The organism is Rhizobiales bacterium NRL2, assembly GCA_001664005.1.
In the GTDB taxonomy this organism is placed as follows: Bacteria; Pseudomonadota; Alphaproteobacteria; order Minwuiales; family Minwuiaceae; genus Minwuia.
In genome coordinates this window covers 494,091-518,891 of the sequence record CP016093.1, presented here as the reverse complement: position 1 = coordinate 518,891, position 24,801 = coordinate 494,091, and the positions used below count along the sequence as shown (strand labels likewise).

At 68.2% G+C, this 24,801-nt stretch carries 26 protein-coding genes and 2 tRNA genes; 16 read left to right on the top strand and 12 right to left on the bottom strand.

Translation table 11 applies throughout. The features are described from left to right. The first annotated feature begins 18 nt into the window (after positions 1-18). Positions 19-522: a dehydratase gene (locus TEF_02360; protein ID ANK79761.1), complete on the top strand. Its 504-nt coding sequence runs from the start codon at positions 19-21 to the stop codon at positions 520-522. A gap of 13 nt (positions 523-535) precedes the next feature. Here the strand turns inward: TEF_02360 and TEF_02355 are convergent, their stop codons facing one another. From TEF_02355 to TEF_02345, 3 genes are read right to left on the bottom strand one after another with little or no spacing between them, the layout of a single operon-like run. Continuing rightward, positions 536-1,093 (bottom strand): beta-carotene 15,15'-monooxygenase, encoded by a 558-nt coding sequence (locus TEF_02355; protein ANK83228.1) that lies wholly within the window; start codon positions 1,091-1,093, stop codon positions 536-538. Positions 1,094-1,126: 33 nt separating this feature from the next. Continuing rightward, positions 1,127-1,846, bottom strand: a complete 720-nt coding sequence (locus tag TEF_02350) for a 7-cyano-7-deazaguanine synthase QueC (GenBank protein ID ANK79760.1) — start codon at positions 1,844-1,846, stop codon at positions 1,127-1,129. Then, entirely contained in the window at positions 1,833-4,442 is a 2,610-nt protein-coding gene (locus TEF_02345; protein ID ANK83227.1) for a DNA mismatch repair protein MutS, read from the bottom strand. The genes TEF_02350 and TEF_02345 overlap by 14 nt, the downstream gene beginning before the upstream one ends. A gap of 110 nt (positions 4,443-4,552) precedes the next feature. Here TEF_02345 and TEF_02340 point away from each other — a divergent pair, with 110 nt between their 5' ends. The 3 genes from TEF_02340 (at position 4,553) to TEF_02330 (ending at position 7,886) form a co-directional block, all read left to right on the top strand. Further along, the gene (locus TEF_02340) at positions 4,553-5,485 is read left to right on the top strand and encodes a hypothetical protein (protein ID ANK79759.1); all 933 of its coding nucleotides are present in this window, start codon (positions 4,553-4,555) and stop codon (positions 5,483-5,485) included. A gap of 163 nt (positions 5,486-5,648) precedes the next feature. Beyond that, complete coding sequence (locus tag TEF_02335) at positions 5,649-6,932, top strand: acetylornithine deacetylase (GenBank protein ID ANK79758.1); 1,284 nt, start codon at positions 5,649-5,651, stop codon at positions 6,930-6,932. 117 nt (positions 6,933-7,049) lie between these two features. Then, complete coding sequence (locus TEF_02330) at positions 7,050-7,886, top strand: 3-oxoacyl-ACP reductase (GenBank protein ANK79757.1); 837 nt, start codon at positions 7,050-7,052, stop codon at positions 7,884-7,886. 15 nt (positions 7,887-7,901) lie between these two features. Here TEF_02330 and TEF_02325 read toward each other — a convergent pair whose 3' ends face one another. Then, positions 7,902-8,441 carry a hypothetical protein gene (locus TEF_02325; protein ID ANK83226.1) on the bottom strand — a complete coding sequence of 180 codons (540 nt, stop codon included), beginning with the start codon at positions 8,439-8,441 and terminating at the stop codon, positions 7,902-7,904. A 34-nt stretch (positions 8,442-8,475) separates the two neighbouring features. Next, the gene (locus TEF_02320; protein ANK79756.1) at positions 8,476-9,861 is read right to left on the bottom strand and encodes a lactate dehydrogenase; all 1,386 of its coding nucleotides are present in this window, start codon (positions 9,859-9,861) and stop codon (positions 8,476-8,478) included. Between the two features lie 98 nt (positions 9,862-9,959). Between TEF_02320 and TEF_02315 the strand changes: the two genes are divergently transcribed. Continuing rightward, positions 9,960-10,442, top strand: coding sequence for a hypothetical protein (locus TEF_02315; GenBank protein ID ANK79755.1), 483 nt, complete (start codon positions 9,960-9,962; stop codon positions 10,440-10,442). A 128-nt stretch (positions 10,443-10,570) separates the two neighbouring features. Here the strand turns inward: TEF_02315 and TEF_02310 are convergent, their stop codons facing one another. Further along, positions 10,571-11,731 carry an NADH:flavin oxidoreductase gene (locus TEF_02310; GenBank protein ID ANK83225.1) on the bottom strand — a complete coding sequence of 387 codons (1,161 nt, stop codon included), beginning with the start codon at positions 11,729-11,731 and terminating at the stop codon, positions 10,571-10,573. 237 nt (positions 11,732-11,968) lie between these two features. Here TEF_02310 and TEF_02305 point away from each other — a divergent pair, with 237 nt between their 5' ends. Then, positions 11,969-12,367, top strand: a complete 399-nt coding sequence (locus tag TEF_02305; GenBank protein ID ANK79754.1) for a hypothetical protein — start codon at positions 11,969-11,971, stop codon at positions 12,365-12,367. Positions 12,368-12,487: 120 nt separating this feature from the next. Here TEF_02305 and TEF_02300 read toward each other — a convergent pair whose 3' ends face one another. From TEF_02300 to TEF_02285, 4 genes are all read right to left on the bottom strand, one after another. Continuing rightward, the gene (locus tag TEF_02300) at positions 12,488-13,159 is read right to left on the bottom strand and encodes a hypothetical protein (GenBank protein ID ANK79753.1); all 672 of its coding nucleotides are present in this window, start codon (positions 13,157-13,159) and stop codon (positions 12,488-12,490) included. Positions 13,160-13,735: 576 nt separating this feature from the next. Further along, a complete protein-coding gene (locus tag TEF_02295; protein ANK79752.1) occupies positions 13,736-13,942 on the bottom strand; it encodes a hypothetical protein in 207 nt (68 codons plus the stop codon). 14 nt (positions 13,943-13,956) lie between these two features. Beyond that, positions 13,957-14,044: transfer RNA gene (locus tag TEF_02290), tRNA-Leu, on the bottom strand. Positions 14,045-14,102: 58 nt separating this feature from the next. Next, positions 14,103-14,189: transfer RNA gene (locus tag TEF_02285), tRNA-Leu, on the bottom strand. 142 nt (positions 14,190-14,331) lie between these two features. On the opposite strand from TEF_02285, the gene TEF_02280 reads away from it, so the two are divergent. The 7 genes from TEF_02280 (at position 14,332) to TEF_02250 (ending at position 19,880) form a co-directional block, all read left to right on the top strand. Continuing rightward, positions 14,332-14,988 carry a disulfide bond formation protein DsbA gene (locus tag TEF_02280; protein ANK83224.1) on the top strand — a complete coding sequence of 219 codons (657 nt, stop codon included), beginning with the start codon at positions 14,332-14,334 and terminating at the stop codon, positions 14,986-14,988. A 140-nt stretch (positions 14,989-15,128) separates the two neighbouring features. Continuing rightward, the gene (locus TEF_02275) at positions 15,129-16,046 is read left to right on the top strand and encodes a hypothetical protein (GenBank protein ANK83223.1); all 918 of its coding nucleotides are present in this window, start codon (positions 15,129-15,131) and stop codon (positions 16,044-16,046) included. Between the two features lie 2 nt (positions 16,047-16,048). Beyond that, the gene (locus TEF_02270) at positions 16,049-16,456 is read left to right on the top strand and encodes a hypothetical protein (protein ANK79751.1); all 408 of its coding nucleotides are present in this window, start codon (positions 16,049-16,051) and stop codon (positions 16,454-16,456) included. 2 nt (positions 16,457-16,458) lie between these two features. Further along, entirely contained in the window at positions 16,459-17,319 is an 861-nt protein-coding gene (locus TEF_02265; protein ANK79750.1) for an alpha/beta hydrolase, read from the top strand. Then, positions 17,316-18,023, top strand: a complete 708-nt coding sequence (locus tag TEF_02260; GenBank protein ID ANK79749.1) for a short-chain dehydrogenase — start codon at positions 17,316-17,318, stop codon at positions 18,021-18,023. The genes TEF_02265 and TEF_02260 overlap by 4 nt, the downstream gene beginning before the upstream one ends. 53 nt (positions 18,024-18,076) lie before the next feature. Next, the gene (locus tag TEF_02255) at positions 18,077-18,625 is read left to right on the top strand and encodes a hypothetical protein (protein ID ANK79748.1); all 549 of its coding nucleotides are present in this window, start codon (positions 18,077-18,079) and stop codon (positions 18,623-18,625) included. Positions 18,626-18,674: 49 nt separating this feature from the next. After that, entirely contained in the window at positions 18,675-19,880 is a 1,206-nt protein-coding gene (locus TEF_02250; protein ANK79747.1) for an acyl-CoA dehydrogenase, read from the top strand. 381 nt (positions 19,881-20,261) lie between these two features. Here the strand turns inward: TEF_02250 and TEF_02245 are convergent, their stop codons facing one another. Next, positions 20,262-21,470 carry an acetyl-CoA acetyltransferase gene (locus tag TEF_02245; protein ID ANK79746.1) on the bottom strand — a complete coding sequence of 403 codons (1,209 nt, stop codon included), beginning with the start codon at positions 21,468-21,470 and terminating at the stop codon, positions 20,262-20,264. Positions 21,471-21,569: 99 nt separating this feature from the next. Further along, positions 21,570-22,232: a cation transporter gene (locus TEF_02240; GenBank protein ANK83222.1), complete on the bottom strand. Its 663-nt coding sequence runs from the start codon at positions 22,230-22,232 to the stop codon at positions 21,570-21,572. A 71-nt stretch (positions 22,233-22,303) separates the two neighbouring features. On the opposite strand from TEF_02240, the gene TEF_02235 reads away from it, so the two are divergent. Genes TEF_02235 through TEF_02225 form a run of 3 tightly spaced genes read left to right on the top strand, consistent with a single transcriptional unit; the run spans position 22,304 to position 24,707 of the window. Beyond that, a complete protein-coding gene (locus TEF_02235) occupies positions 22,304-22,717 on the top strand; it encodes a MerR family transcriptional regulator (protein ID ANK79745.1) in 414 nt (137 codons plus the stop codon). Between the two features lie 47 nt (positions 22,718-22,764). Next, positions 22,765-23,967 (top strand): pimeloyl-CoA dehydrogenase large subunit, encoded by a 1,203-nt coding sequence (locus tag TEF_02230; GenBank protein ID ANK79744.1) that lies wholly within the window; start codon positions 22,765-22,767, stop codon positions 23,965-23,967. An 8-nt stretch (positions 23,968-23,975) separates the two neighbouring features. Beyond that, on the top strand, positions 23,976-24,707 hold the full coding sequence (locus tag TEF_02225) for a hypothetical protein (GenBank protein ANK79743.1): 732 nt from the start codon (positions 23,976-23,978) through the stop codon (positions 24,705-24,707). Positions 24,708-24,801 lie beyond the last annotated feature (94 nt).

The window sequence follows — 24,801 nt, the reverse complement described above, 5'->3', positions numbered from 1 at the left end:
GACGGGGGAGCCGTTCACATGAGCGTTGAATCAGTCAAGGCCGCAGAGAACCGCCGCCGGGAAAGCTTCGGCCGCTGCTTCGAAGACTTCGAAACGGGCATGATCTACGAACACCGGCCCGGCCGCACCGTCTCCGAAAGCGACAATACCTGGTTCACCCTGCTGACCATGAACCAGCACCCCCTGCACTTCGACCACGCCTATGCGGCGAAGACCGAATTCGGCCGCCCCGTCGTCAATTCGGCGCTAACGCTCTCGATCGTCACCGGCATGTCGGTCTCCGACGTCAGCCAGAAGGCGATCGCCAATCTGGGCTGGACCGACATCAGTATGCCGGCGCCGGTGTTCCATGGCGACACGCTGACCGCCGAGTCCGAGGTGCTGGAGAAGCGCGAGAGCGCCTCGCGCCCGACCCAGGGGATCGTCACGGTCGAGACCCGGGGCTTCAAGCAGGACGGCACGCTGGTGATCAGCTACCGCCGCACCGTGCTGGTGCCGAAGCGCGGCCACGAGGTGGAATAGCGGCGCGGTGGCCTCAGGCCGCCTCGATGCCCAGCTTCTCGTCGCGGCGGCGCAGCAGGTGCACGAAGGGGATGGCGATCAGCACCATCCACGCCTTGCCCAGCACCTGACCCAGCAGATAGTCCTGATTGCCGAAGGCGACCTGCAGGAAGATCACGCTGTCGATCACGAGGCCCACCAGGGAGCTGGCCACCACCGCCAGGATCAGCCCGCGCTTCTGCAGGGGCGTATAGACGGCGAGATCGGCCGCTTCCGAAATGAAAAAGGCCAGCGCCGAGGCCATGACCAGCGCCGGCGGCGCGAAGACAGCCGAGAGCGCCGCGCCGGCGACCACGGCGCCGAAGGCCCAGCCGACGCCGAGACGGCGCTGCACCATGTCCCGCAGCACCAACGCCAGGCCGATCATCAGCACGCCGCTCGGCGCCTCGACCCCCGGCGCCACGGGGATCAGGCACGGCCCGTTCGGCACGCAGACCGTGCCCACATTGCCGATCAGCCAGTTGGCGGCGGGAATGCAGAGCCCGAAGGCGATCAGGAACAGGTAGCCTTCGATCCGGCGGCGGTTTTCCATGGCGGCGGTCTCGTTCAACTCGGTTCCGGCGGTTCACGCCTGGTCGGCGGCGCCTCGATACTCCCGATAGCCCCTGCGGCGCAAGTCGCAGGCCGGGCAGTCGCCGCAGCCCATGCCCCAGTCGTGGCGGGTTTCCGTGTCGCCCATGTAGCAGCTCAGGGTCCGCTCCCGGATCACCTCCACCAGCATCCGCCCGCCCAGATCCTCCGCCAGCCGCCAGGTGGCGGCCTTGGTCAGCCACATCAGCGGCGTTTCCAGCACGAAACGCCGGTTCATGCCCAGATTGAGCGCCAGCTGCATGGCCTTGATCGCGTCGTCGCGGCAGTCGGGATAGCCCGAGTAATCCGTCTCGCACATGCCGCCGACGATGCGGCGCAGATCCCTGCGGTATGCCACTGCCGCGGCGAAGCTGAAGAAGATCAGGTTGCGCCCCGGCACGAAGGTCGTCGGCAGGCCGTCGTCGCGCATGGCGATCTCGCTCTCGCGGGTCAGCGCCGTCTCCGAGATTTCGCCCAGGACGCCCAGGTCGACCATGTGGTCTTCGCCCAGCCGGTGCTCGCCCTCCGGCATCTCCGCGGCGACGCCGTCGCGCACCTCGCGGCGGACGTCGAGCTCGGCGCGGTGACGCTGACCGTAGTCGAAGCCCACCGTCTCCACCCGCCCGAAACGCGCCAGCGCCCAGGCCAGGCAGGTCGCCGAATCCTGTCCGCCGGAGAACAGCACCAGCGCGCCTTCGCCGCTATCCGTCGCCATTCGCCAGTCCCTTCAGCCGGTAGAGCGCGTCGAGAGCCTCCCGGGGGCTCATGTCGTCGGGCAGGATCTCCGCCAGCGCCTGCTCCACCGCCGACGGCCCGCCGGGCTGCGGCGTTTCCGGCTGGGCGGCCATGGCCGCGAACAGCGGCAGGTCTTCGGCGATGGAGACGGCCTTGCGGCCCTGCCCCGATTCTTCCAGCCGTTTCAGCACGGCCTCGGCGCGGCGCACCACCGCCGGCGGCAGGCCGGCCAGCTTCGCCACCTGGACGCCATAGCTGCGGTCGGCGGCGCCGGGGATCACCTGGTGGAGGAACTGGACCGTACCCTGCCACTCCATCACCCGCATGGTGCGGCAGGTGACCTGCTCCAGCTTCTCCGCCAGCGCCGTCAGCTCGTGATAGTGCGTGGCGAACAGCCCGCGGCTGCGGTTGCTCTCGTGCAGTCCCTCGACGGTCGCCCAGGCGATGGCGAGGCCGTCATAGGTCGCCGTCCCGCGTCCGATCTCGTCCAGGATCACCAGGGAGCGCTCGCCGGCCTGGTTCAGGATCGCCGCCGTTTCGACCATCTCCACCATGAAGGTGGAGCGCCCGCGCGCCAGGTCGTCGGCGGCTCCGACGCGGCTGAACAGCCGGTCCACCGCGCCGATGCGGGCCGACGCGGCGGGCACGAAGCCGCCCATCTGGGCCAGGATCGCGATCAGCGCGTTCTGGCGCAGGAAGGTCGACTTGCCCGCCATGTTGGGGCCGGTCATCAGCCAGAGCCGACCGGTTTCGGGGCCGAGATCGCAGTCGTTCGGCTGGAACCCGCCGGCCTGCTCGCCCGCCGCCAGCGCTTCCACAACCGGATGGCGTCCGCCCTCGACGCGGAATTCAAGGCTCCGGTCGACCGTCGGGCGGACGTAGTTCTCCGCCCGCGCCAGCTCGGCGAGAGCCGCGGCGACGTCCAGCCGCGCCAGCGCCTGCGCCGCCCGCGCGAGTTTCCGGCTTTCCGCCAGCACCTTGTCCGACAGTTCGGCGAAATGCCGCTCCTCCAGCGCCTGCGCGCGGTCGCCGGCGGAACGGATGCGCCCCTCCAGTTCGCCCAGCTCGGTCGTGGTGTAGCGCATGGCCTGGGCCATGGACTGGCGGTGGATGAAGGTGCCGTCCATGCGCTCGGCATGGCGCTGCGGGATCTCGACGAAATAGCCGAGGACATTGTTGTGGCGCACCTTCAGCGCGTTCACGCCGGTCTGATCGGCGTATTTCTTCTGCAGCGCCGCGATGTGCTGGCGGCCCTCGTCGCGCAGCGTCCGGAGCTCGTCCAGCGCCGCGTCGTGACCTTCACGGATAAAGCCGCCGTCGCGGGCGAGCAGCGGCGGGTCTTTGTCCAGCGCCGCGGTGAGCACGTCGACCAGGGCGCCGTGGCCGTCCAGGCTCGCGGCCTCCGCCAGGATGCCGGCCGGCCCGGCCTTGCCGAGCAGGTCGCGCGCATGGCCGCAGGCTTCCAGCGCGTCGCGGATGGCGGCGAGATCGCGCGGACCGCCGCGGCCGAGCCCGAGGCGGGAGAGCGCGCGTTCAATGTCCGGCGCGCGGCGGATGGCCTCCCGGAAATCTTCACGGAGGCGGTCAGCGTCATGGAAGAACTGCACCATGTCGAGCCGGGCGTCGATCGCCTCCGGGTCGGTCAGCGGCCCTGCAAGGTCGGCGGCCAGCCGCCGGCCGCCGGCGCCGGTGACGGTGCGGTCGATGACCGACAGCAGGCTGCCGCGCCGTTCGCCCGAGAGCGTCTCCACCAGTTCCAGATTGCGCCGCGTCGCCTGGTCCAGCCCCATCGCCGCGCCGGGTTCCTCGCGCTGCGGCGCACGCAGCGGCGGCAGCCTGCCCTTCTGGGTCAGTTCCACATAGTCGACCACGGCGCCCAGGGCGGCGATCTCGGCCCGGCCGAAGGCGCCGAAGCCGTCCAGCGCGCCGACCTTGAAGACCGTCTTCAGCCGCTTCTCGGCGGAGGTGCTGTCGAACCTTGCCACCGGCAGCACGGTCAGCGCCTGGTCCCAGCCGGCCAGCGGCCCCTCCGGCCCGAGCCGTTCCAGCAGGTTGTCGGCCACCAGGATCTCGCCCGGGCAGAGACGCGCGAGATCCGCACCCAGTGTCGCCTCCCCGCCCGTGCCCGCCATCAGTTCGCCCGTCGACATGTCCAGCCAGGCGAGGCCGATCTGCCCGCCCGAGCGCGCCACGGCCAGCAGGTAGTTGTTGCGCCGCGCGTCGAGCAGCGCATCCTCGGTCAGCGTCCCGGCGGTCACCAGGCGGACCACGTCGCGCTTCACCACGGACTTGGCGCCGCGCTTCTTCGCCTCCGCCGGGTCCTCGACCTGTTCGCAGACGGCGACGCGGTGGCCGTCGCGAATCAGCCGCGCCAGATACTGGTCGGCGGAGTGGACCGGCACGCCGCACATGGGGATGTCGTCGCCCAGGTGCTTGCCGCGTCTGGTCAGCGCGATGTCGAGGCTGGCGGCGGCCTTCTTCGCATCGTCGAAGAACAGCTCGTAGAAATCGCCCATGCGGTAGAACAGCAGGGAATCCGGGTGCGCCTCCTTGATCTCGAGGTACTGCGCCATCATCGGTGTGACTTCGCCCGCCGCCATGCCGGGGAACATAGACGATTCTCGAAGCCCCGGAATGCCCATTCCGGCGTTGCCGCCCCCGGCCCTCCGTGCCAATCTCCGCCGCCATGACGATCGAATATGATGACCCCATAGTCTTCTCGGGCGCGTCGATGGACCGCGCCGAGAACCGCCGCAAGGACGGCGACTGGCTTGGCGAACGGATCATGGATCCGGAAAGCCGCTTCCTGCCCATGTCGCGTCTCCGCGCCCTGATCGACCTGGACGGCGGCGCCGAGATCGGCTGGCGCTCGCCGCTGGAAGCGATCGACCTGCTGGAGAACGCGCGGCCCATTCTGCTGGGCGTGCGCGACGACCGGGCGCACTTCGCCATCGAGGCGGACACGCGCAGGACGCCAAGTGACGCCGCCTGGAACAAGCGCGGCAAGTTCATCGACGTGCGCTCCATCGCGCCTGGCCTGCCAACCGGGGAGGCGGCGATCCTGGCCCAGGCTCGCTCGATGATCGACTGGCACCAGCGCCACGGTTTCTGCGCCGTCTGCGGCCAGCCGTCGGAAATGCGGGACGCCGGCTACATGCGCCAGTGCAGCGACGAGTCGTGCAACGCTCAGCATTTTCCCCGCACCGACCCCGTGACCATCATGCTGGTCTTCCATGGCGACAACTGTCTGCTCGGCCGCCAGCCGCGTTTCCCCGAGGGCTCCTATTCGGCGCTGGCCGGCTTCATGGAGCCCGGCGAATCGATCGAGGAATGCGTCCGCCGCGAGATCTGGGAAGAAGCCGACATCCGGGTCGGCAAGGTGCGCTATGTCGCCTCCCAGCCTTGGCCCTTTCCCTCCAGCCTGATGATCGGCTGCTTCGCGGAGGCGGAAACGACCGCGATCAAGATCGACCCGAACGAACTGGAAGACGCGGAGTGGTTCACCCGCGACCAGGTCCGCGAGATGATCGAGAACTGCGATTCGAACGAAGGGCTGCGCATGCCGCCCCGGCTGTCGCTGGCGCATCAGCTCGCGCGCCGCTGGCTGGCGGGGGTTTAGGAGGCCCGCATACGACGAATCGCATGTCGTCATCCCCGCTTGCGTATCACGCAACGCGGGGATCGGGTCCAACGGAGACTCTCGGACCACCCGATCCCCGGGTCGACCGCAGACCGGTCCGCGGCCGACCGGGGATGGCGAACTTGATGGAGGACGGAAGACGATGGTCGAAGCGGCGCTGAAGGAACGCATCCTGGCGGAGGTCGAACAGGGCTTCGACGCGCAGGTGAAGTTCACCCAGGACCTGGTCCGCTTCCCCTCCCAGCGCGGCCAGGAGCACACGGCGCAGGACTTCCTCTACCGCGCCTTCGCCGAACGGGATCTGGCCATGGACCGCTGGTCCATCGACGTGGGCGAGATCGAGGATCATCCGGGCTTTTCGCCGGTCACCGTCTCCTACGACAATGCGGTCAACGTCGTCGGGGCGTACCGCCCGAAGGCGGAGAAGGGACGCTCGCTGATCCTCAACGGGCATGTCGACGTGGTGCCCGTCGGCCCGCTCGACATGTGGACGACGCCGCCCTACGAGCCGCGGATCGAGGGCGACTGGCTCTACGGCCGCGGCTCCGGCGACATGAAGGCGGGCATCGCCGCCAACCTCTTCGCCTTCGACGCGCTCCGCCGCGCCGGTGTCGAGCCGGCCTCGACCGTCTACATGCAGTCGGTGACCGAAGAGGAATGCACCGGCAACGGCGCGCTGTCCTGTCTGGTGCGCGGCTATCACGCCGACGCCGTCCTGATCACCGAACCGACCCACGACCAGCTCGTGCGCGCCAATGTCGGCGTGCTCTGGTTCCAGGTGGAGGTGCGCGGCCGGCCCGCCCATGTCTACGAATCCACCGTCGGCTCCAACGCCATCATCGCCGCCTACAAGCTGATCCAGGCGCTGAAGGAACTCGAGGCGGAAATGAACGCGGAGAAGGGCGATCACCCCCATTTCGAGGACGCCACGCACCCGATCACCATCAATATCGGCAAGATCGCCGGCGGCGACTGGGCCTCGTCGGTGCCCGCCTGGTGCCGCTTCGACGTGCGCGCCGGCATCTATCCCGGCACCTCCGTCGAGGCGGCCAAGCGTCGTCTGGAAAGCGCCGTCCGCGGCGCGGCGCTGGACGACCCGTTCCTTTCCAACCACCCGCCGAGCGTGACCTATAACGGTTTCGCCGCGGAAGGCTATGCGCTGCCGCCCGGCTCCGACGCCGAGGCCTGCCTGGCCGACGCGCACCGGCAGGTCCGGGCGGCCGAACTGGGCGACGCCACCATGCCGGCCTATCTCGATGCCCGCGTGGCGATGCTGTACGACGACACACCGGCGCTGGTCTACGGGCCGAAGTCCGAGCACATCCACGGCTTCGACGAGCGCGTCAGCCTGAAATCGACGCTCGACGTGACCAAGACCGTGGCGCTGTTCGTCGCCGACTGGTGCGGGGTGGTGGAAGCGGGCTGAACCTTGGAAAGGGACAGCGTGCTCGGGCTTTGACCCGAGCACTCAGCGAACAATGAAACCTGGGCCCTCGGATCAAGTCCGAGGGCGCCGCCAATGTCTATCGGGGAGGATCGGAACATGGGTGGAAAGCTGGACGGGAAGGTGGCGCTGGTCACCGGCGCGGGGCGCGGCATCGGCCGCTCGGTGGCGCTGAAACTGGCGGCGGAGGGCGCCGCGGTCTTCGTCAACGATCTCGACGCCGAGCCCATGGGCGAGGTGATGCACGAGATCAGGGCGCAGGGCGGCCGCGCCGCGGGGCTGGCGGGATCGGTCACCGCCGCCGGCATGGCCGACGACCTGGTCCAGGGCGCGCTGCAGTCGCTGGGCGGCCTGGACATCATCGTCAACAACGCCGGCTATATCTGGAACACCATGATCCAGAATCACACCGACGAGCAGATCCAGGCGATGCTCGACGTCCACGCCGCGGCGCCGATGAAAGTGCTGCGCGCCGCCGCGCCGCACTTCCGGGAGCGCCACCGCGCCGAGCAGGCCGAGGGACGGCCGGTGACCCGCAAGGTCGTCAATATCTCCTCGATCGCAGCATATTACGGCATGCCCGGCGGCGTCTCCTACGCTGCGGGCAAGGGCGCGGCGATCGGCATCACCACGGCGATGGCCCGCGAATGGGGCCGCTACAACGTCACGGTCAACGCCATCGCCTTCGGGCTGATCGACACGCGGCTGACCCAGCGGTTTGAGGCCGGCCAGCAGGCGTCGATCAAGGTCGGCGACAAGGATCACAAGGTCGGTTTTCCCGAGGCCATGACCGACGATCTGGTCCGCCAGATCCCGCTGGGCCGCATGGGCACGCCCGAGGACGCCGCCGGCGGCGTCTACCTGCTCTGCGCGCCGGAGAGCGACTACATCTCCGGGCAGATCCTGGTGGTCGGCGGCGGCCTGACGACGGGCTGAACGGGACGGCCGTCCTCAACCGTCCTTCCAGCGCTTCACCAGCGCGTTGTCGATATCGAAGAGGTCGAGCACCCGGCCGATGGTGTGATCGATCATGTCGTCCAGGCTCTGCGGCTTCGAATAGAAGGCGGGCACGGGCGGCATGATGATCGCGCCGGATTCGGAGGCCTGGGCCATCATCCTCAGATGCCCGGTGTGCAGCGGCGTCTCCCGGACCAGCAGCACCAGCCGCCGGCGCTCCTTGAGCACCACGTCGGCGGCCCGGGTCAGCAGGTTGGAGGTGGCGCAGGTGGCGACTTCCGACAGCGTGCGGATCGAGCAGGGGGCGACGACCATGCCGGCGGTGCGGTAGCTGCCCGAGGCGATGGCCGCGCCGATATCGCCCACCGGATAGGCGACGTCGGCCAGCTTGCGGACCTGCTCGGCGGTGCGGTCGGTCTCGTAGGCGATGGTCATGGCCGCCGCCCGGCTCATCACCAGATGCGACTCGACCGGCGTCTCGCGCAGGGCCTCCAGCAGACGGATGCCGTAGACCGCGCCCGAGGCGCCCGACATGCCGACGATGAGGCGAACGGGCGCGTTCAAGGGTTCAGACCGAGAAGATCTTGCCCGGGTTCATGATGTTCTGCGGGTCGAGCGCCTTCTTGATCTCCCGCATCACCGCCACCGCGTCACCGTGCTCGGCGACCAGAAACTTCATCTTGCCGGTGCCGACGCCATGTTCGCCGGTGCAGGTGCCGCCCATGGCCAGCGCGCGCATGACCATGCGGTCGTTGACCTGCTCGGCGCGGCGGAAGCCTTCCTCGTCGCCCTCCTCGAAAACGAAGGCGAGGTGGAAGTTGCCGTCGCCGACATGGCCGACGATGGGCGCAGTGAGCTCGTTCTCGACGATGTCCTTCTTGGTCTCAAGGATGCACTCGGCCAGGCGCGAGATCGGCACGCAGACGTCCGTCGCCCAGATGGAAGCGTTCTTCTTGAGCGACTTCGCGGCGTAGGCGGCGTCGTGGCGCGCCTGCCAGAGGCGGTTGCGGTCCTCGGGCCGGGTGGTCCACTGGAAGTCGGCGCCGCCGAAATCCTCGCAGATTCCGCCGACCGTCTCGGCCTGTTCCTTCACGCCCGTCTCCGAGCCGTGGAATTCCAGGAACAGCGTCGGCTGGACCGGGTAGTCATAACCCGAATAGCGGTTGACCGCGTCCATCTGCACCTCGTCCAGCAGCTCGATGCGCGCGATCGGCACGCCGGCCTGGATGGTGGTGATGACCGTGTTCACCGCAGCCTCGAGATCGGGGAAGGAAACCACCGCCGAGCTCATCGCCTCCGGGATGCCGAAGAGGCGGAGCGTGATCTCCGTGATGATGCCCAGCGTCCCCTCGGAGCCGACCATCAGCCGGGTCAAGTCGTAGCCCGCGGCCGACTTCCGCGCGCGGCGGTTGGTCTTGATGACCCGCCCGTCGGCCATGACCACGGTCAGCGCCAGCACGTTCTCGCGCATGGTGCCGTAGCGCACGGCGTTGGTGCCCGAGGCCCGGGTCGCGGTCATGCCGCCGATGGAGGCGTCGGCGCCCGGATCGATGGGGAAGAACAGTCCGGTGTCGCGGAGATATTCGTTCAGCGCCTTGCGGGTGACGCCCGCCTGCACGGTGCAGTCCAGATCCTCGGCATTGACCTCGAGGACCTCGTTCATCTGCGACATGTCGATGGTCACCCCGCCGTCGGCGGGGATGACGTGGCCCTCCAGCGAGGTGCCGACGCCATAGGGAATGATCGGCGCGCCGTGGCGGGCGCAGATCTTCACGATCTCCGCGACTTCCTCGGTGGCATGCGCGAAGCAGACGGCGTCCGGCAGGGCGGCGTGGTGATAGCTCTCGTCGTGGCCGTGATGCTCGCGCACCGCCGCCGCGGTGCTGATGCGATCGCCCAGCAGCGCCTTCAGCTCCTCGACGACGCCCGCGATCTTCTCCGCCGGCAGGCCCATGGGACGATCCTCCGATTGACTGGTGCTTCGCCCGACAATAGGTGCGCGGCGGCCGCTTCGCAATTGCGCGCGCCGCGAGGCCGACTAAATTGAGTCCAATGAACGAGTCCGCGCCCGAGCACGATTTCGTCCTGCTGCCGCATCGCTCCCTCGGCCCCCGGGGCTTCCTGGTGGTCATGGCGCTGATCGGCGGCGTGAGCTTCACCGCGGGCACGATCTTCATGGTCCAGGGCGCCTGGCCCGTGATGGGCTTCTTCGGCCTCGACGTCCTGCTGGTCTGGTTCGCCTTCCGCATGAGCTACCGCGCGGCGCGCCAGCGCGAGCGCGTGGTGATCGACGACGGCACGCTGACGGTGATGCGCCGCCGCCCCGACGGACGGGTTCAGAGCTGGAGCTTCCCGTCCTACTGGTCGCGGACGGACATGGAGACCGACACCGCCGGCGGGCGGAAGCTCTATGTCGGCAGCCATGGCCGACGGGTCCGCATCGGCGCCTTCCTGCCCCAGACCGAACTGGTCGAATTCCGCCACACGCTGGACGACGCGCTGCAGCTTTCGCGGGCCGCGAAGCCCTTCGCCTGAGGGAGCCTCGTCCGGACAGAAGATGTCATGCCCGCCATAGTGCGGGCATCCGGTTATCCAGATGACTCGCGGCGAAGCCGCTCCGGCCCCCCGCACGGAGGCGGGGGTGACACGTTGAGCCGGCGCGGTCAGGCCGCCGGGCGGGCCATGCGCTGCGCCGTCGCCTCCTCGTTGGCGACATAGGCCTTGATCGCCTCCTCGCCGGTCATGGCCGTGTCCGGGTCGAGCCCGTCGCCATGACGGATCAGGTTGAGCGCGAACCAGCCCATCCCGGCCTTGGGCGGGCGGATCTCCCGCTCCCAGGCGCCGACGCTCTCCGCCCCCGCCAGCAGCCGGTCGGGCGCGTCCGTCTCGACGCACATGGGCCGGCCGAGGCCGATCATGTCCAGCGCGCCCGACGCCAGCGCCTGCTCCATCGAGGCGCGGCTGCGGAAGCCGCCGGTGACCATCAGCGGCAGTTTCGTCACCGCGCGGATCTGCTCGGCGTATTCCATGAAATAGGCCTCGCGCTTCACCGTGCTCTCGGCCACCGATTTCCCCTCGCTGGTCTTCGAGCCCATCATCGACGGCTCCTCGTAATTGCCGCCGGAGATCTCCAGGTGGTCGAGGCCGGCCTGCTCCAGCCACTGCACCACCTGCAGGCACTCGTCATTGTCGAAGCCGCCCTGCTGGAAGTCGGACGAGTTGAGCTTCGCCCCGATCGGAAAGGCCGGACCGCAGGCCGCGCGGATGGCGCGCACGATCTCCAGCAGCAGCCGCGCCCGGTTCTCCAGACTGCCGCCCCATCTGTCGGTGCGCCGGTTCACCAGCGGGGTGAGGAACTGGCTCAGCAGATAACCGTGCGCCGCGTGCACCTGGACGCCGGAGAACCCGGTGTCCTGCGCCACCTTCGCCGCATGGGCGAAGCGGGCGATGACGTCGTCGACCTCGTCGGCCGTCAGCGCGCGCGGCGGCGCGAAGGCGCTCTCGGGCAGGTTCAGCTTCACGGCGGACGGCGCCACGGGCTGCTCGCAGACCCGGCGCGGCGTCTGCCGGCCCGGATGGTTGAGCTGCATCCAGAGCTGCGTGCCGTTGGCCGTCCCCGCCTCGGCATAGGCGCGGAGCCCGGCCAGCGCCTGCGCGTCCTGCGGGCCGTCGATGACCACGTTGCCCGGCCGCTCCAGATAGCGCCGGTCGACCTGGACATTGCCGGTGACCACCAGCCCGGCGCCGCCCTCGGCCCAGCGGCGGTAGAGGCGGACATGGCGCTCGGTGGCGCGGTGCTCGGGGTCGGCCAGACCCTCGGTCAGCGGCGCCTTGCCGAAGCGGTTCTTGATCACGGCCCCGCAGGGCAGGGTGAGCGGGCTGGCCAGCGTGACGGCGTTCATCTGTCGGATTTCCTCCCCAGGACAATGCGGCCCGATCAAGCCGGGCGGAAAGACAGAGGTCAAGGGGGCCGGTCCTTACCGCTGAAGAACCCCGGCACGCTTAAGGCTGTACCGGTATAAATACCTCTGTCATGCGCAACCATCGAGGGGCCATGACAGATGCCGGCCATTCCGACCCCGCCGAAGCGGTCCTTCCGCACGCCCGAAGCCTTCCGCCCCGCCCACTGGGTTTCGGCCAGGACACCCGCCCGCAGACCCAGGCGGCCCGAGGCGGCGGCGCGCGGCGGCACGGCGAGCCCGGCACGGGGTGGCGAGACTGACGATACGGCGGACGGGGAACTCCATCGCGCCCTGGAGCAGGTGGCCCCGGATCTCAGCGGCCAGCAGGTCGTCGAACTGCTCAACCTCGCCGACGAGCACGGCATCGGCGCCGGCGACGACGAGGCGCTCGCCGAACTCGCGGACTGGGTGCGGGAGAACCGCCCGGATTTCGCGACTCCGCTCCGCGAAGAGCTCGACAGCGGCGAACTCGAGAACTATCTGGCTGACGTACCATAACTGAGGCACACATGTGTAAGTATTTGACAGGTAAGCAAGAATCCGAGATCGTCGTGACGCCCGAGATGATCGAGGCGGGTGAGGACGTGATATTGGGCCAGGTCGGCGGCGCAAGTGATGTCAGCGGCTTTTTCTCCGCCCGCGATTTGGCAACTGCGGCTTATCGGGCAATGGATGCTTGTCGATTTGAACCGAAAGGCTGAGTGCGAGGGCGTAGTCCCGCAGTCTGGTTGCCCGATCTTCGAGCCAGTCCAGCTCATCCATCATGTTCTTGTCTGCAAGCTGTTTTGCCCGTGGGTGCTTGAAGAACTGGTTTGCTCGTATTTCGGAGATTTCGCCGTCTTGAGTTTCGTAGGTCATGGGAGTGTGAACCACGTTGTTCCGCGCATTCGCCAAATTGTGTGCCCGCTCGCAAAGCCAGTCGATTTTGCCGTCCGGGTCCAGGGGGTTGCCGTCCGGTCGCTTGGCAACCCTGGCCGCGGCTCGGAGCGTTTCAATCTGGATTCGGTCGCTGTTGGTTGAATGCCAGACGGCAAATGCCGTGGGCGGCACCCCACTGCCCGGATACATTACACCGCCAAACAGGATGCCCAGGCATTCGATCATGTCGTTCCAGGCGAACACCGCCGTACCGAGGGCGTGCATGAACCCGTCGAAGATTTCAATCTCACGATCTGTCGGCATGTTGAGGTCCTCGGCATGACTGGCGACAATGACCGAACCGAACGGAAGCGCGACGAGATGCTGTTGCGCCTCCTGAAAACGCCGCCCCAGCCGCGTAAGGGGCGACAATCTGACTCGGACAAGCGCGTTGACGAGAAGGACGGCCAGCGCAAGGCTGACCGTCCGACCCGCCGATCCTAACGGATCAGCACTTACGAGGCTTACGACGGGGATGAGACTTCACCTTGACCGTCTTGTGCCCGCGCGGAGGCGTTTTGCAGCCGCCTCCGCACTTACGTCCCTTTGCCATTGGGTGCTCCTATGGCTTGGGAGGGCGGAACAAGCCGCCCGCTCCGGAAGCGCCGATTGCGCCCCCGGCCGTGGAGGGCGCGTTCGGTTTTCCAGAACCGCAACTGGAAATTGTCTGGTGATTCGGCCCGCAGAGTCTAGCGGGTGCGACTCCGCCAGCGCAGGAACGCCCTAGCGTGCTGCTCAGGCGTTCGCGGCTTCACGAGGCTGTTGGTAGATGAGGCGCTTGCCCTTGGCCTGCCTGAGCAGGGTTTCGGCGCGCTCGCCATCGTCCATGGCCCGCGCGTTGTAGCGGTGAAGGTGCGCTTCCGAGAGGTTGTGGAAGCTGCCGCCAAACGAAAAAATCGAATTTCAATAAAACTTGTTATTGCGACAGCGATCACAGCAGCTGAATCATTACATCGCTCGACAGATCCGGATGACGGAGATGGAGGCCTCCACCGCGTCGGCGAAACCGAGCTCGGCGATCCGCTCCCAGACCGGCTTTTCCTTCTCCTCAGCCATCCACGCAGGATGCCAGCCGCCGTCCGTTCCGGCAATGTTCGAGGGCGCCGCCGCATGCGGGCCATAGCCGCCGCGAGCCGTCAGAGTTTTCGGGATCATGGATCGAGGGTAGATGGTGCCCAGGAGAGGACTCGAACCTCCACTCCGAATTTCGGAACCAGCCCCTCAAGCTGGCGCGTCTACCAATTCCGCCACCTGGGCAGGGGGCCGGCCGGACCTGTTCCGTCCGGTGCCGGGCCTTGCCGCCGACCGCGCCGCGTGGTGCCCAGGAGAGGACTCGAACCTCCACTCGGTTACCCGAACTAGCACCTGAAGCTAGCGCGTCTACCAATTCCGCCACCTGGGCGGACGCGATCGTCGAGGGCGCGTATCTAGCGTGCGCCGCACCCCTGTGCAAGGCCCTTTTTCGCCTGCCTGTCCTTTGCCAAGCCGCCGCGTTCGCCGCTACAGTGGCGCCGGGCCGCAGCGCCCTGTGGGAGGAGAGCATCATGACACTGGACGTCGATCTGTTCTGGTCGTTCCGCAGCCCCTATTCCTATCTGGGCATGGAGCGCTACAAGGCGATGGTCCGCGACCACGACCTGGTCATCAACGTCCGGCCGGTCTATCCCATCGCCATCCGCGACCCCGGATTCTTCCAGCAGATCAACCCGCTCTGGCCGCGCTACCTGATGCGCGACGTCTACCGCGTGGCCGAGTACGAGGGCCTGCCCTTCGACTGGCCGAAACCCGATCCGGTGGTGATGGACATGAAGACCCGCACCATCCCGAAGGAACAGCCTTACATCCACTGGCTGACGCGGCTGGGCATCGAGGCGGCGCATCGGGGCCGGGGCCTGGAATTCATCGATTCCGTCTCGCGGAAGATCTGGGGCGAGGGCGTGGAGAACTGGCACGAGCGCAGCCACATGCCTAAGGCCGCCGAACGCGCCGGGCTGGACCTGGCCGACATGGAGCGGTCCATTGCCGGCCGGGAAGCCGAATACGAAGCCGGGATCAAGGCCAACGAGGACGCGCTGGAGGCCGCCGGCCACTGGGGCGTGCCGACGCTGGCCTTTCGCGGCGAGCCCTTCTTCGGGCAGGATCGCATCGACATGTGCGTCTGGCGCATGAAACAGGCTGGACTGAAGGCGAGAGCTGAATGAGCAGACGCGGCGATCGCGACGAGGAAGACCGGACCGGCCGCGCCAATGGCCACAAGGTCAACGGCCACAAGCTGCCGCATCTGAGCGGCCTGCTGGGCCGGCCCACCGGCGAGGACGTGCAGGCGCAACTGCCCGGCGACATGCCCTTCGACGTGGAGGCGGCGCACCGGGCGCTGACGCCCCTGCAGGCGGAGATTCCGGAAGACGCCTTCACGGCGCCGATCCTGGGCACCGAGCGCCAGGGCGGCGGCATCGTCATCGGCTCGGGCGGCCTGATCCTGACCATCGGCTACCTGATCGTGGAGGCCGACAGCGTCGCTGTGCTGGACGGCGAGGGCCGGCCCACCGAAGCGGAGGTGCTGGCCTACGACTTCGAGAGCGGCCTCGGTCTCTGCCGCGCCATCGCGCCGCTGAACCGGCCGGTGCTGAACTTCGGCACGGTGAAGGATCTGGCGCCCGGCGCGCAGGTGGTGACCAGCTGCGGCGGCGCCGAGACCATCGTCCAGACGGTGGTCGAGCGGCGGCCCTTCCAGGGCTACTGGGAATACGCCCTGGACGAGGCGGTGATCACCACGCCGCCGCATCCGAACTGGGGCGGTGCGGCGATGATCGGCATGGACGGCCTGCTCTACGGCGTCGGCTCCCTCTACATCGAGGACGCGACCGAGGGCGCCGAGAACGCCGCCGGCAACATGGTGGTGCCCATCGACCTGCTGCCGCCCGTGCTGGACGACCTGATCGCCCATGGCCGGCGCAGCGGCCCGGCGCGGCCCTGGCTCGGCGTCTTCGTCGACGAACGCATGGGCCATGTCATCGTCCTCGGCGTCTCGCCCAGGGGGCCGGCGGCCTCGACCGGGCTCGACCAGGGCGACGTCATCCTGCGCGTCAACGGCGAGGCGGTCGGCGGGCTGGCGGACTTCTACCGCCAGCTCTGGTCGAGCGGCGAGGCGGGTGTGGAGATCGGCCTGACGCTGATGCGCCAGGGCCGGGTCTTCGAGAGCGTGATCCGCTCCGCCGACCGCGACAGCTATCTCAAGATCGACCGCTGGGAGCGATAGCGATGGTGAAGCGCACCATCCACGGCGGACCGCCCGCGGCGCACGCGATCGAACATCTGGCCGACACGGTGCACGCCGATCCGGCGCTGCTGCACCGCGGCCGTTTCATCGACCTGGAATGGCTGTGGGAGATCGGGGAGACGCCCTATCACGTGCGCATCCAGAACGGCTTCATCGCCGAGCTGGTCCGCGGCCCGGTGCTCATGCGGTCCTGGGTCTTCGCCATCCGCGGCCCGGTCGAGAGCTGGGAGCGGTTCTGGGCGCCCGTGCCGAAGCCCGGCTGGCACGACCTGTTCGCCATGACCAGGACCGGCCGCGCCACGGTCGAGGGCGAGCTGCAGCCGCTGATGGCGAACCTGCGCTATTTCAAGGACGTGCTGGCCGCGCCCCGGACCATGGAGGACCACTGACCATGGCCGATTTCCAGCCCGGCGAGATCGAGCCGATCGCCGGCCGCTACGTCCACCTGGACATCGCCGGCCGCGCGGCGCGCGTCTATTTCGAGGAAGCCGGCAGCGGCATTCCCCTGCTCTGCCTGCACACCGCCGGCTCCGACGGGCGGCAGTTCCGCCACCTGATGACCGACGAGGCTGTGACCGGCCGCTTCCGGGTCATCGCCTTCGACCTGCCGCATCACGGCAAGTCCAACCCCTATGCCGGCTACCAGGACGAGGAATACCGCCTGACGACGGAGCTCTATGACGCCGCGGTGATGGCCTTTTGCGACGCGCTGAAGCTGGACCGGCCGGTCGTCATGGGCTGCTCCATGGGCGGGCGGATCGTGCTCCATCTGGCCGGGGCCCACCCGGAGCGGTTCCGTGCGGCGATCGGGCTGGAGGCCGCCGACCACCAGCAGCCCTGGTACGACACCGACTGGCTGCACCGCCCGGACGTTCATGGCGGCGAGGTCTGCGCGGCCATGATCTCGGGCCTCGTCGCGCCGCAGAGCCCGGAGGAATACCGCTGGGAGACGCTCTGGGGCTACCTCGCCAGCGGGCCGGGCGTGTTCAAGGGCGATCTCCACTTCTACCGCGCCGACAGCGACTTCCGCGACCGGACGCATCTGATCGACACCACCGCCTGCCCGGTGTTCCTGCTGACCGGCGAGTACGACTTCTCGTGCACGCCGAAGGACACGCTGCGCACGGCGAAGGACATCCCCGGCGCGGAGGCGGAGATCATGGAAGAGCTGGGCCACTTCCCCATGTCGGAGAACCCGGCGAAGTTCCGCGACTACATCCTGCCGGTCCTCGACAAGGTGGCGCGGCTGTGAGCGCGCCGGTCGCGCTGATCACCGGCGTCGGCCCCGGCACGGGCGCGGCGGTGGCGCGCCGCTTCGCCGAAGGCGGCTACCGCGTCGCCATGCTGGCGCGGACGGCCGAGCGGCTCGAAGCGCTGGCCGACGAACTGCCGGGCGCCCGCGCCTTCGCCTGCAACGTCTCGAAGGCGGACGAACTGGCCGCCGCGATCGAGGAAGTGCGCCAGGCGATGGGCGACCCCTCGGTGGTCGTCCACAACGCCGTGCGCGGCACCTTCGCGGAAGGCGTGCTGGACACCCGGGCGGAGGACCTGGAGCGGAACTTCCGCACCAACACGCTGAGCCTGCTGCATCTGGCGCAGTTGCTGGCGCCTTCGATGATCGAGGCCGGCGGCGGCGCCTTCGTGGTCACCGGCAACACCGCCGCCCATCGCGGCACGCCGCGCTTCGCCGGCTTCGCACCGACCAAGGCGGCGCAGCGAGTACTGGCCCAGGCCATGGCCCGCGATCTGGGGCCGAAGGGCGTGCATGTCGCCTATGTCACCATCGACGCCATGATCGATCTGGAATGGACCCGCGCCGGGCCCGGCCGGGACAAGCCCGACGCGTTCTTCATCAAGCCCGCCGCCATCGCCGAGGAGATCTGGCACGTCGCCCATCAGGACCGCTCGGCCTGGTCCTTCGACGTGGAAATCCGCCCCTTCGGGGAAAGGTGGTGAGCACAACTCCCCGGCGTCCCGGGGAGACATCGCAGAGGGGAAGGAAACAGACCATGGCCCGTGTGCCGCTGCTCGGCGAAGCCGACATCAACGACGAGAACCGCGACGTCCTCGGCCGCCGCATCAACCTCTACTGGACCGTGGGCCATTCCCTGGGCGGCGCCCGCGCCTATTCCACCATGGGGCTGTGGCTGCGCCATGAATCGAAGTTCGATCCGCGCCTGAGAGAGCTGGCGATCCTGACCGTCGGCTGGCTGGCCCGCGCCGAGTACGAATGGGCCCACCATATCGAGATCGGCTACGACTTCGGAGTCACCGACGCGGATATCGAGCGCCTGATCCGGGAGCTGGACGGCGAGGCGACGGATCTGGAGCCGGTCGCCCGCCATGTCATCCACGGCGCGAAGGAGATCGCCCGCGACGGCGCCATGGGCGACGCCAACTGGGCGGCGCTCTCGAAGGAATTCGACAACGAACTCATGGTGGAGCTCACCCTCGGCACGGCCTTCTACTGCGCTATCGTTCGCGTGCTGAAGACCCTGCAGGTGCCGCTGGAGGAGGACGCGAAACAGTATCTGGAGAAGTACCCCTTGCCGGCCTGAACCGAGGGGGTATTTTCGGGGCCGCAATTCTGACGGGAGGAGCCGCGCGATGGATCTCGCACTGACCGAGGACGAAATCCGCTTCCAGGACGAGGTGCGCGAGTTCCTCGCCACCGCCATGACCGAGAAGGCGAAGGAGGCCGGGCGGCTGACGGCCGGTGTGGTCTCGGATTTCGAGGGCTCCATGGACTGGTACCGGGCGCTGGCCGAGAAGGGCTGGTCGACCCCGGCCTGGCCCGAAGAGCATGGCGGCACCGGCTGGACGCCGATGCAGCGCTACATCTTCGAGGCCGAGTGCCAGCGCGCCGCCGTGCCGCGGCTGTTCGCCATGGGCGTGCGGATGGTCGGGCCCGTCATCATCAAGTACGGCACGAAGGAACAGCAGGACCACTACCTGCCGAAGATCCGCTCGGGCGAGCACATCTGGTGCCAGGGCTATTCCGAGCCGGGTTCCGGCTCCGACCTCGCCAGCCTGCAGTGCAAGGCCGAGCGCGACGGCGACGACTACGTCATCAACGGCACCAAGATCTGGACCACCGGCGCCCACCACGCGAACATGATGTTCTGCCTGGTGCGCACCAGCCGGGAAGGCAAGCCGCAGCAGGGCATCAGCTTCATCGTCTTCCCCATGGACCTGCCCGGCATCACGGTCGAGCCGATCCTGACCATGTCCGGCGACCACGAGGTCAACCAGGTCTTCTTCGACGATGTCCGCGTGCCTGTCGCCAACCGCATGGGCGAGGAAAACGACGGCTGGACCGTCGCCAAGTACCTGCTGGAGTTCGAACGCGGGGGCACGGCCTACAGCCCCGGCCTGCACGGCATGCTGGCGAAGCTGAAGAAGATCGCCGGCGAGGAGCGCGCGGGCGACGGCGGGCCGCTGCTGGCCGACGACGCCTTCCGCAACCGCCTGGCCGACATCGAGACCCAGGTGACGGCGCTGGAGTTTTTCGAGAAGAAGACCATGAGCGCCCTGACCGCCGGCCAGAACCCGGGCGCGTCGTCATCGGTGATGAAGCTGCGCGGCTCGGAATGCTTGCAGGCGACGGCGGAACTCGCCGTCCAGGCCATCGGCTACTACGCCAACCCCTGCGAGCCGGAGGCGCGGACGCCCTTCTCCAACGCCATTCCGATCGGCCCCGACCACTCGGTCGGCGTCATGGCCAAGCATCTCAACAGCCGCGCGGCGACGATCTACGCCGGCGCCAGCGAGATCCAGCGCAACATCATGGCCAAGCTGGTTCTGGGGCTTTAGGCGCGGAACACCGGATCGCCGCCGTCTACCGGTCCCGTGACTTGATCGCGGGACCCATTGAGAAGCCGATATCGTTCTGGGCCCCGGGATCGAGCCCCGGGCCAGAAGGTGTCGTTTGGCAGCGCGTCACGCCCGGCTCCGAACTGGGCGGGGACAGGCTTCTGCGAACCAGTACTTGAATTGAAGTGCGACCCGCTTTGCATGTCACCCCCGCCCCGTGCGGGGGTCCGGAGCGGCTTCGCCGCAGGTCGTTCGATTGCCCAGATGCCCGCACGTGGGCGGGCATGACGCCGATGCATGCCTCGCCGGCCCCCATGAAAGACGAAGGGCCCGGCGGATCGCTCCGCCGGGCCCTTCCCGTTCCGGTCCGTGTCCTTCGGATCAGGCGCCGTGCAGGCCCACGATCGCGATGGAGGAGACGTTCTGGTGCGGCGCGCCGCCCAGATTGTGGGTCATGCCGATCTTCGGATCCTTGAGCTGGCGCTTGTCGGCGCGGCCCAGCAGCTGCGCGTACATCTCGTAGAGCATGCGCAGGCCCGACGCCCCGATCGGATGGCCGAAGCACTTCAGCCCGCCGTCGATCTGGCAGGGCACCTTGCCGTCGGCGTCGTAGAAGCCGTCCAGGAAGTCCTTCCAGGCCTCGCCCTCGCGGGAGATGAACAGGTCCTCGGTGGTGACCAGCTCGGTGATCGAGAAGCAGTCATGGCACTCGAACATCGAGACTTCGTCGCGCGGGTTCTTGATGCCGGCCTCGTCATAGGCCCGCTTCGCCGCCTGACGCGTGGTCATGAAATAGCTGCCGTCCCAGGAGCTGTGCTGCGCCTCGGTGCCGTTGGAGACGGCGAGCTGCAGCGCCTTGACGGTTACCATCTCGGCGCGCTTGCGGCCCAACTTCTCGGCGATCTCCGGCGTGGTCACGATGGCCGCGGCGGAACCGTCGGAGACGCCGCAGCAGTCGAACAGGCCCAGCGGCTCGGCGATCATCGGTGCGTTCAGCACCGTGTCCATCGTCACTTCCTTCTGGAGATGGGCCTTGGGGTTCTTGGCGCCGTTCTGGTGGCTCTTGACCGAGACCTGGCCGATCGCCCGCTTGAGATCCTCAGGGGAAACGCCGTGCTTCTTGCGGTAGGCCGAGGCCAGCTGCGCGAAGTTGCCGGGCGCCGAGCTGTTCGGGTTGACCATGTCGTTCAGCGGACCGCGGCCGCGCTGCGGCAGGCCGCCATAGCCGGTGTCCTTCAGCTTCTCGACGCCGACCGCGAGCGCGATGTCGGCGGCGCCGGAGGCCACGGCATAGACCGCGCCGCGGAAGGCCTCGGTGCCGGAAGCGCACATGTTCTCGACACGGGTCACGGGGATGTACGGCAGACGAAGGGCGGTCGCCAGCGGCAGCGCCGACTTGCCGACATGCACTTCCTCGATGGCCGTCGAGAACCACGCGGCGTCGATCTGGGACGTCTCGATGCCGGCGTCCTGGAGGCACTCTTCATAGGCCTCCATCATCAGGTCTTCGGCGTCGCAATCCCAGCGCTCGCCGAACTTGGAGCAGCCCATGCCGAGAATGGCTACCTTGTCGCGAATTCCTGACGGCATTGTCGTGTCCTCCCACCGTGGAAACAGAAGCTTGTCTCAACCTAGCATGAAATGGGGAGGCGTGAACAAAGTCAAATGCAGGGGGGCGTTGCGCCGCGCTCAGGTCGCCCGGCGCCCCGCCGGCCCCTCCTGCGCCGCCCGCTCGCCGCGCGCACGGCGCAGTTCGCCACCCGCGCGGCGGATGATCTGCACCGCCGAGGTCACGAACAGAGCGGCCATGAGCCCGGCGACGATCAGGTCCGGCCAGCCGGTCGACGAGCCCCAGACGCCCAGCGCCGCGATCATCACGGCGACATTGCCGATGGCGTCGTTGCGGCTGCAGAGCCAGACCGAGCGGACATTGGCGTCGCCGTCCCGGTACGCCAGCAGCAGCGCCACGCTGGCCAGGTTGGCCGACAGGGCCATGAAACCGACGACGCCCATGGTCGCGGCCTCCGGCGTGCCGCCGGCGAAGACGCCCCAGACGGTCGATCCCAGCACCCACAGTCCCATTGCCAGCAGGCTGATCCCCTTGGCCATGGCCGCGGTGGCGCGCACACGCAGCGACATGCCGATGACGAACAGCGAAATGGCGTAGGTCAGGGAATCGCCCAGGAAATCCAGCGCATCGGCCTGCAGCGCCAGCGAACCCGACATGCGGCCGGCGACGATCTCGACCGCGAACATCGCCGCGTTGATGGCGATCACCATCCAGAGTCGGCGGCGATAGCCCGGCGAAAGGCCTTCGAAGTCCTGTTCCCCGCCACAGCATCCGGCGCTCATCGGAACCTCCTTGATCGGTCCATGCGCCATACCTAATGTCTCTAGCAACTATAGCTTCAAGGGAAAATTCGATGCTCTCCATCGGAAATCTCGCCGAACGCACCGGCGTGAAGGTGCCGACCATCCGCTATTACGAGCAGATGGGCCTGCTCGACGCGCCCGAACGCTCCGCCGGCGGGCAGCGCCGCTACACGGAGGCCGAGCTGGAACGGCTGGCCTTCATCCGCCATTCGCGCGATCTCGGCCTCTCCATCGAGGCGATCCGGGAACTGCTCCGGCTCAGCCGGCACCCGGATGCGCCGTGCGAGGATGCGGACCGCATCGCCACCGAACACCTGGCCGGCGTGCGGGCGCGGATCGCCCGGCTGCAGCGCCTCGAGGGCGAACTGGAACGGATGGTTGCGCACTGCCGCAACGGCACGGTTGGCGAGTGCCGGGTCATCAGGGCATTATCCGATCATGAACTCTGCGCGGGCGAGCACTGAACGCCCGGGCAATCAACGAACAGCCGGCCCCGGGGGGAGAGACGAGCATGGATCTGCAATTCACCGACGAGGAGATCGCGTTCCGCGACGAGGTGCGCGCCTTCCTGAAGGAGAACATCCCCGCCGACATCAAGGAGCGGGCAAAGATCGGCTGGAACTATCTGCCGAAGGAGGACTACATCCGCTGGCAGAAGGCGCTCCACGACAAGGGCTGGATCGCGCCGGGCTGGCCGAAGGAGCATGGAGGCACCGGCTGGAACGCCGCCCAGCGCTTCATCTTCGAGGAGGAATGCGCCCGCGCCAACTGCCCGCGCGTGCAGCCCTTCGGCGTCACCATGGTCGGGCCGGTGATCTACACCTTCGGCAACCAGGCCCAGAAGGACCGCTTCCTGCCGCGCATCCTCTCCTCCGACGACTGGTGGTGCCAGGGCTATTCCGAGCGCGGCGCCGGCTCCGACCTGGCGGGCCTGGCGACGAAGGCGGTGCTGGACGGCGACCACTATGTCGTCAACGGCCACAAGATCTGGACCTCCGGCGCCCACCGCGCCGACTGGATGTTCTGCCTCGTCCGCACCTCGGCGGAAGGCAAGAAGCAGGAGGGCATCACCTTCCTGCTGATCGACATGACGACGCCCGGCATCGAAGTGAAGCCGATCATCTCCATGGACGGCTACAACAACCTCAACGAAGTCTTCTTCGACGACGTCCGCGTACCGGTGGAGAACCGCATCGGCGAGGAGAACAAGGGCTGGACCTACGCCAAGTTCCTGCTGGGCAACGAGCGCACCGGCATCGCCGGCATCGGCCGCTCCAAGTCCCGCCTGGCGGAGCTGAAGGACATGGCCCGCGCCGAACCAGACAACGGGGCCCAGCGCCTGATCGACGATCCGGGCTTCGCCGCGAAGCTGGCGCAGATCGAGGCCGACCTGAATGCGCTGGAAATGTACAACCTGCGCTGCCTGGCCGACACCGCGGCGGGCAAGCCGCCCGGCGCCGAGGCGTCGATGCTGAAGATCCGCGGCACCGAGATCGAGCAGGCGATCAACGAGACCATGGTCGAGGCGATCGCGTACTTCAGCGCCCCCTACGTCCATACCGGGCTGAACTGGCAGGGCAACGAGGAACCGGTCGGCCCGAAGCACGCCGACGGGGTGATGCCGGAGCACCTGCTGAAGCGCGCCGCCACCATCTATGGCGGCACCACGGAAGTGCAGAAGAACGTCATCGCCAAGGCCGTGCTCGGGCTTTGACCTGCCGTTTGCTTCTTGCCGCGGCCGCCATGCTGATGGCTGCCGTCTCCGCCGCGTCCGCCGAGACCGCGGCGCCGACCTACGCCGAAAGGTGCGAGGCCGCGAGCCATCCGGACTGGGCCTTCGGCGGGGAAGACACGCCGCTGCAGTACAGGCCGCTGTTCGGCTGCAGCGAGCGCTCCGGCCCGCGCCGGGACGCCGACCAGCAGTTCGTCGAGGAATTGAAGGCGAAGGGATTCTCGGACGCCCGGCTGGGCGAGGAACTGATCGGCATGGGCTGGAAATGGCTCGGCGCCGGACAGCTTCCGGCGGCGCTGAACCGCTTCAACCTCGCCTTCGAATACGCCCCGGACAATGGCGAGGTCTATCAGGGTATCGCCATCGTCATGGCCAACGCCGGGATGCCGCCGCGGGTGGCCGGCTACTGGTTCCGCCAGGCGGTCGAGGCGCCCGAGGGCCGCTCGGGCCGCTTCGCCGATTACGGCCAGTTCCTGACCATGCAGGGCGACTACGACGCCGCGCGGCCGCAGCTCGAGAAGGCGCTGGAGAAGGAACCCGGCCACGCCTGGGCGATGATGCACCTCGCCCACGGCTATTTCGAACAGGGCAAGGTCGAGGCCGGCTGTGGCATGGTGGAGCGGATCGCCGCGGCAGCGCCGCCGCCGGGCGGGGACGAGGCGCACTTCCGCGAACTGGTCGGCCACTGGCGCGACCGCGCCGCAAAGGCCGGCTGCGAGTAGGTATCGCCGGCCAGCGCGCGAGCCCCTTCCATCGGCCGTGATCTGTGCTAAATGCTACCGGCGAGTAGCCATTTGCACGAGGTTCAGGGGAGGA

Bases quoted from the DNA above. Each gene is read 5' to 3' on its own strand.
- TEF_02335 (ANK79758.1), top strand. From the start codon at position 5,649: ATGGTCGAAGCGGCGCTGAAGGAACGCATCCTGGCGGAGGTCGAACAG.
- TEF_02245 (ANK79746.1), bottom strand. From the start codon at position 21,470: ATGCCGTCAGGAATTCGCGACAAGGTAGCCATTCTCGGCATGGGCTGC.
- TEF_02230 (ANK79744.1), top strand. From the start codon at position 22,765: ATGGATCTGCAATTCACCGACGAGGAGATCGCGTTCCGCGACGAGGTG.
- TEF_02295 (ANK79752.1), bottom strand. From the start codon at position 13,942: ATGATCCCGAAAACTCTGACGGCTCGCGGCGGCTATGGCCCGCATGCG.
- TEF_02235 (ANK79745.1), top strand. From the start codon at position 22,304: ATGCTCTCCATCGGAAATCTCGCCGAACGCACCGGCGTGAAGGTGCCG.
- TEF_02270 (ANK79751.1), top strand. From the start codon at position 16,049: ATGGTGAAGCGCACCATCCACGGCGGACCGCCCGCGGCGCACGCGATC.
- TEF_02305 (ANK79754.1), top strand. From the start codon at position 11,969: ATGCCGGCCATTCCGACCCCGCCGAAGCGGTCCTTCCGCACGCCCGAA.
- TEF_02250 (ANK79747.1), top strand. From the start codon at position 18,675: ATGGATCTCGCACTGACCGAGGACGAAATCCGCTTCCAGGACGAGGTG.
- TEF_02350 (ANK79760.1), bottom strand. From the start codon at position 1,846: ATGGCGACGGATAGCGGCGAAGGCGCGCTGGTGCTGTTCTCCGGCGGA.
- TEF_02265 (ANK79750.1), top strand. From the start codon at position 16,459: ATGGCCGATTTCCAGCCCGGCGAGATCGAGCCGATCGCCGGCCGCTAC.
- TEF_02325 (ANK83226.1), bottom strand. From the start codon at position 8,441: ATGTCGGGCGCCTCGGGCGCGGTCTACGGCATCCGTCTGCTGGAGGCC.
- TEF_02355 (ANK83228.1), bottom strand. From the start codon at position 1,093: ATGGAAAACCGCCGCCGGATCGAAGGCTACCTGTTCCTGATCGCCTTC.
- TEF_02240 (ANK83222.1), bottom strand. From the start codon at position 22,232: ATGAGCGCCGGATGCTGTGGCGGGGAACAGGACTTCGAAGGCCTTTCG.
- TEF_02330 (ANK79757.1), top strand. From the start codon at position 7,050: ATGGGTGGAAAGCTGGACGGGAAGGTGGCGCTGGTCACCGGCGCGGGG.
- TEF_02360 (ANK79761.1), top strand. From the start codon at position 19: ATGAGCGTTGAATCAGTCAAGGCCGCAGAGAACCGCCGCCGGGAAAGC.
- TEF_02315 (ANK79755.1), top strand. From the start codon at position 9,960: ATGAACGAGTCCGCGCCCGAGCACGATTTCGTCCTGCTGCCGCATCGC.
- TEF_02345 (ANK83227.1), bottom strand. From the start codon at position 4,442: ATGATGGCGCAGTACCTCGAGATCAAGGAGGCGCACCCGGATTCCCTG.
- TEF_02320 (ANK79756.1), bottom strand. From the start codon at position 9,861: ATGGGCCTGCCGGCGGAGAAGATCGCGGGCGTCGTCGAGGAGCTGAAG.
- TEF_02255 (ANK79748.1), top strand. From the start codon at position 18,077: ATGGCCCGTGTGCCGCTGCTCGGCGAAGCCGACATCAACGACGAGAAC.
- TEF_02280 (ANK83224.1), top strand. From the start codon at position 14,332: ATGACACTGGACGTCGATCTGTTCTGGTCGTTCCGCAGCCCCTATTCC.
- TEF_02275 (ANK83223.1), top strand. From the start codon at position 15,129: ATGCCCTTCGACGTGGAGGCGGCGCACCGGGCGCTGACGCCCCTGCAG.
- TEF_02340 (ANK79759.1), top strand. From the start codon at position 4,553: ATGACGATCGAATATGATGACCCCATAGTCTTCTCGGGCGCGTCGATG.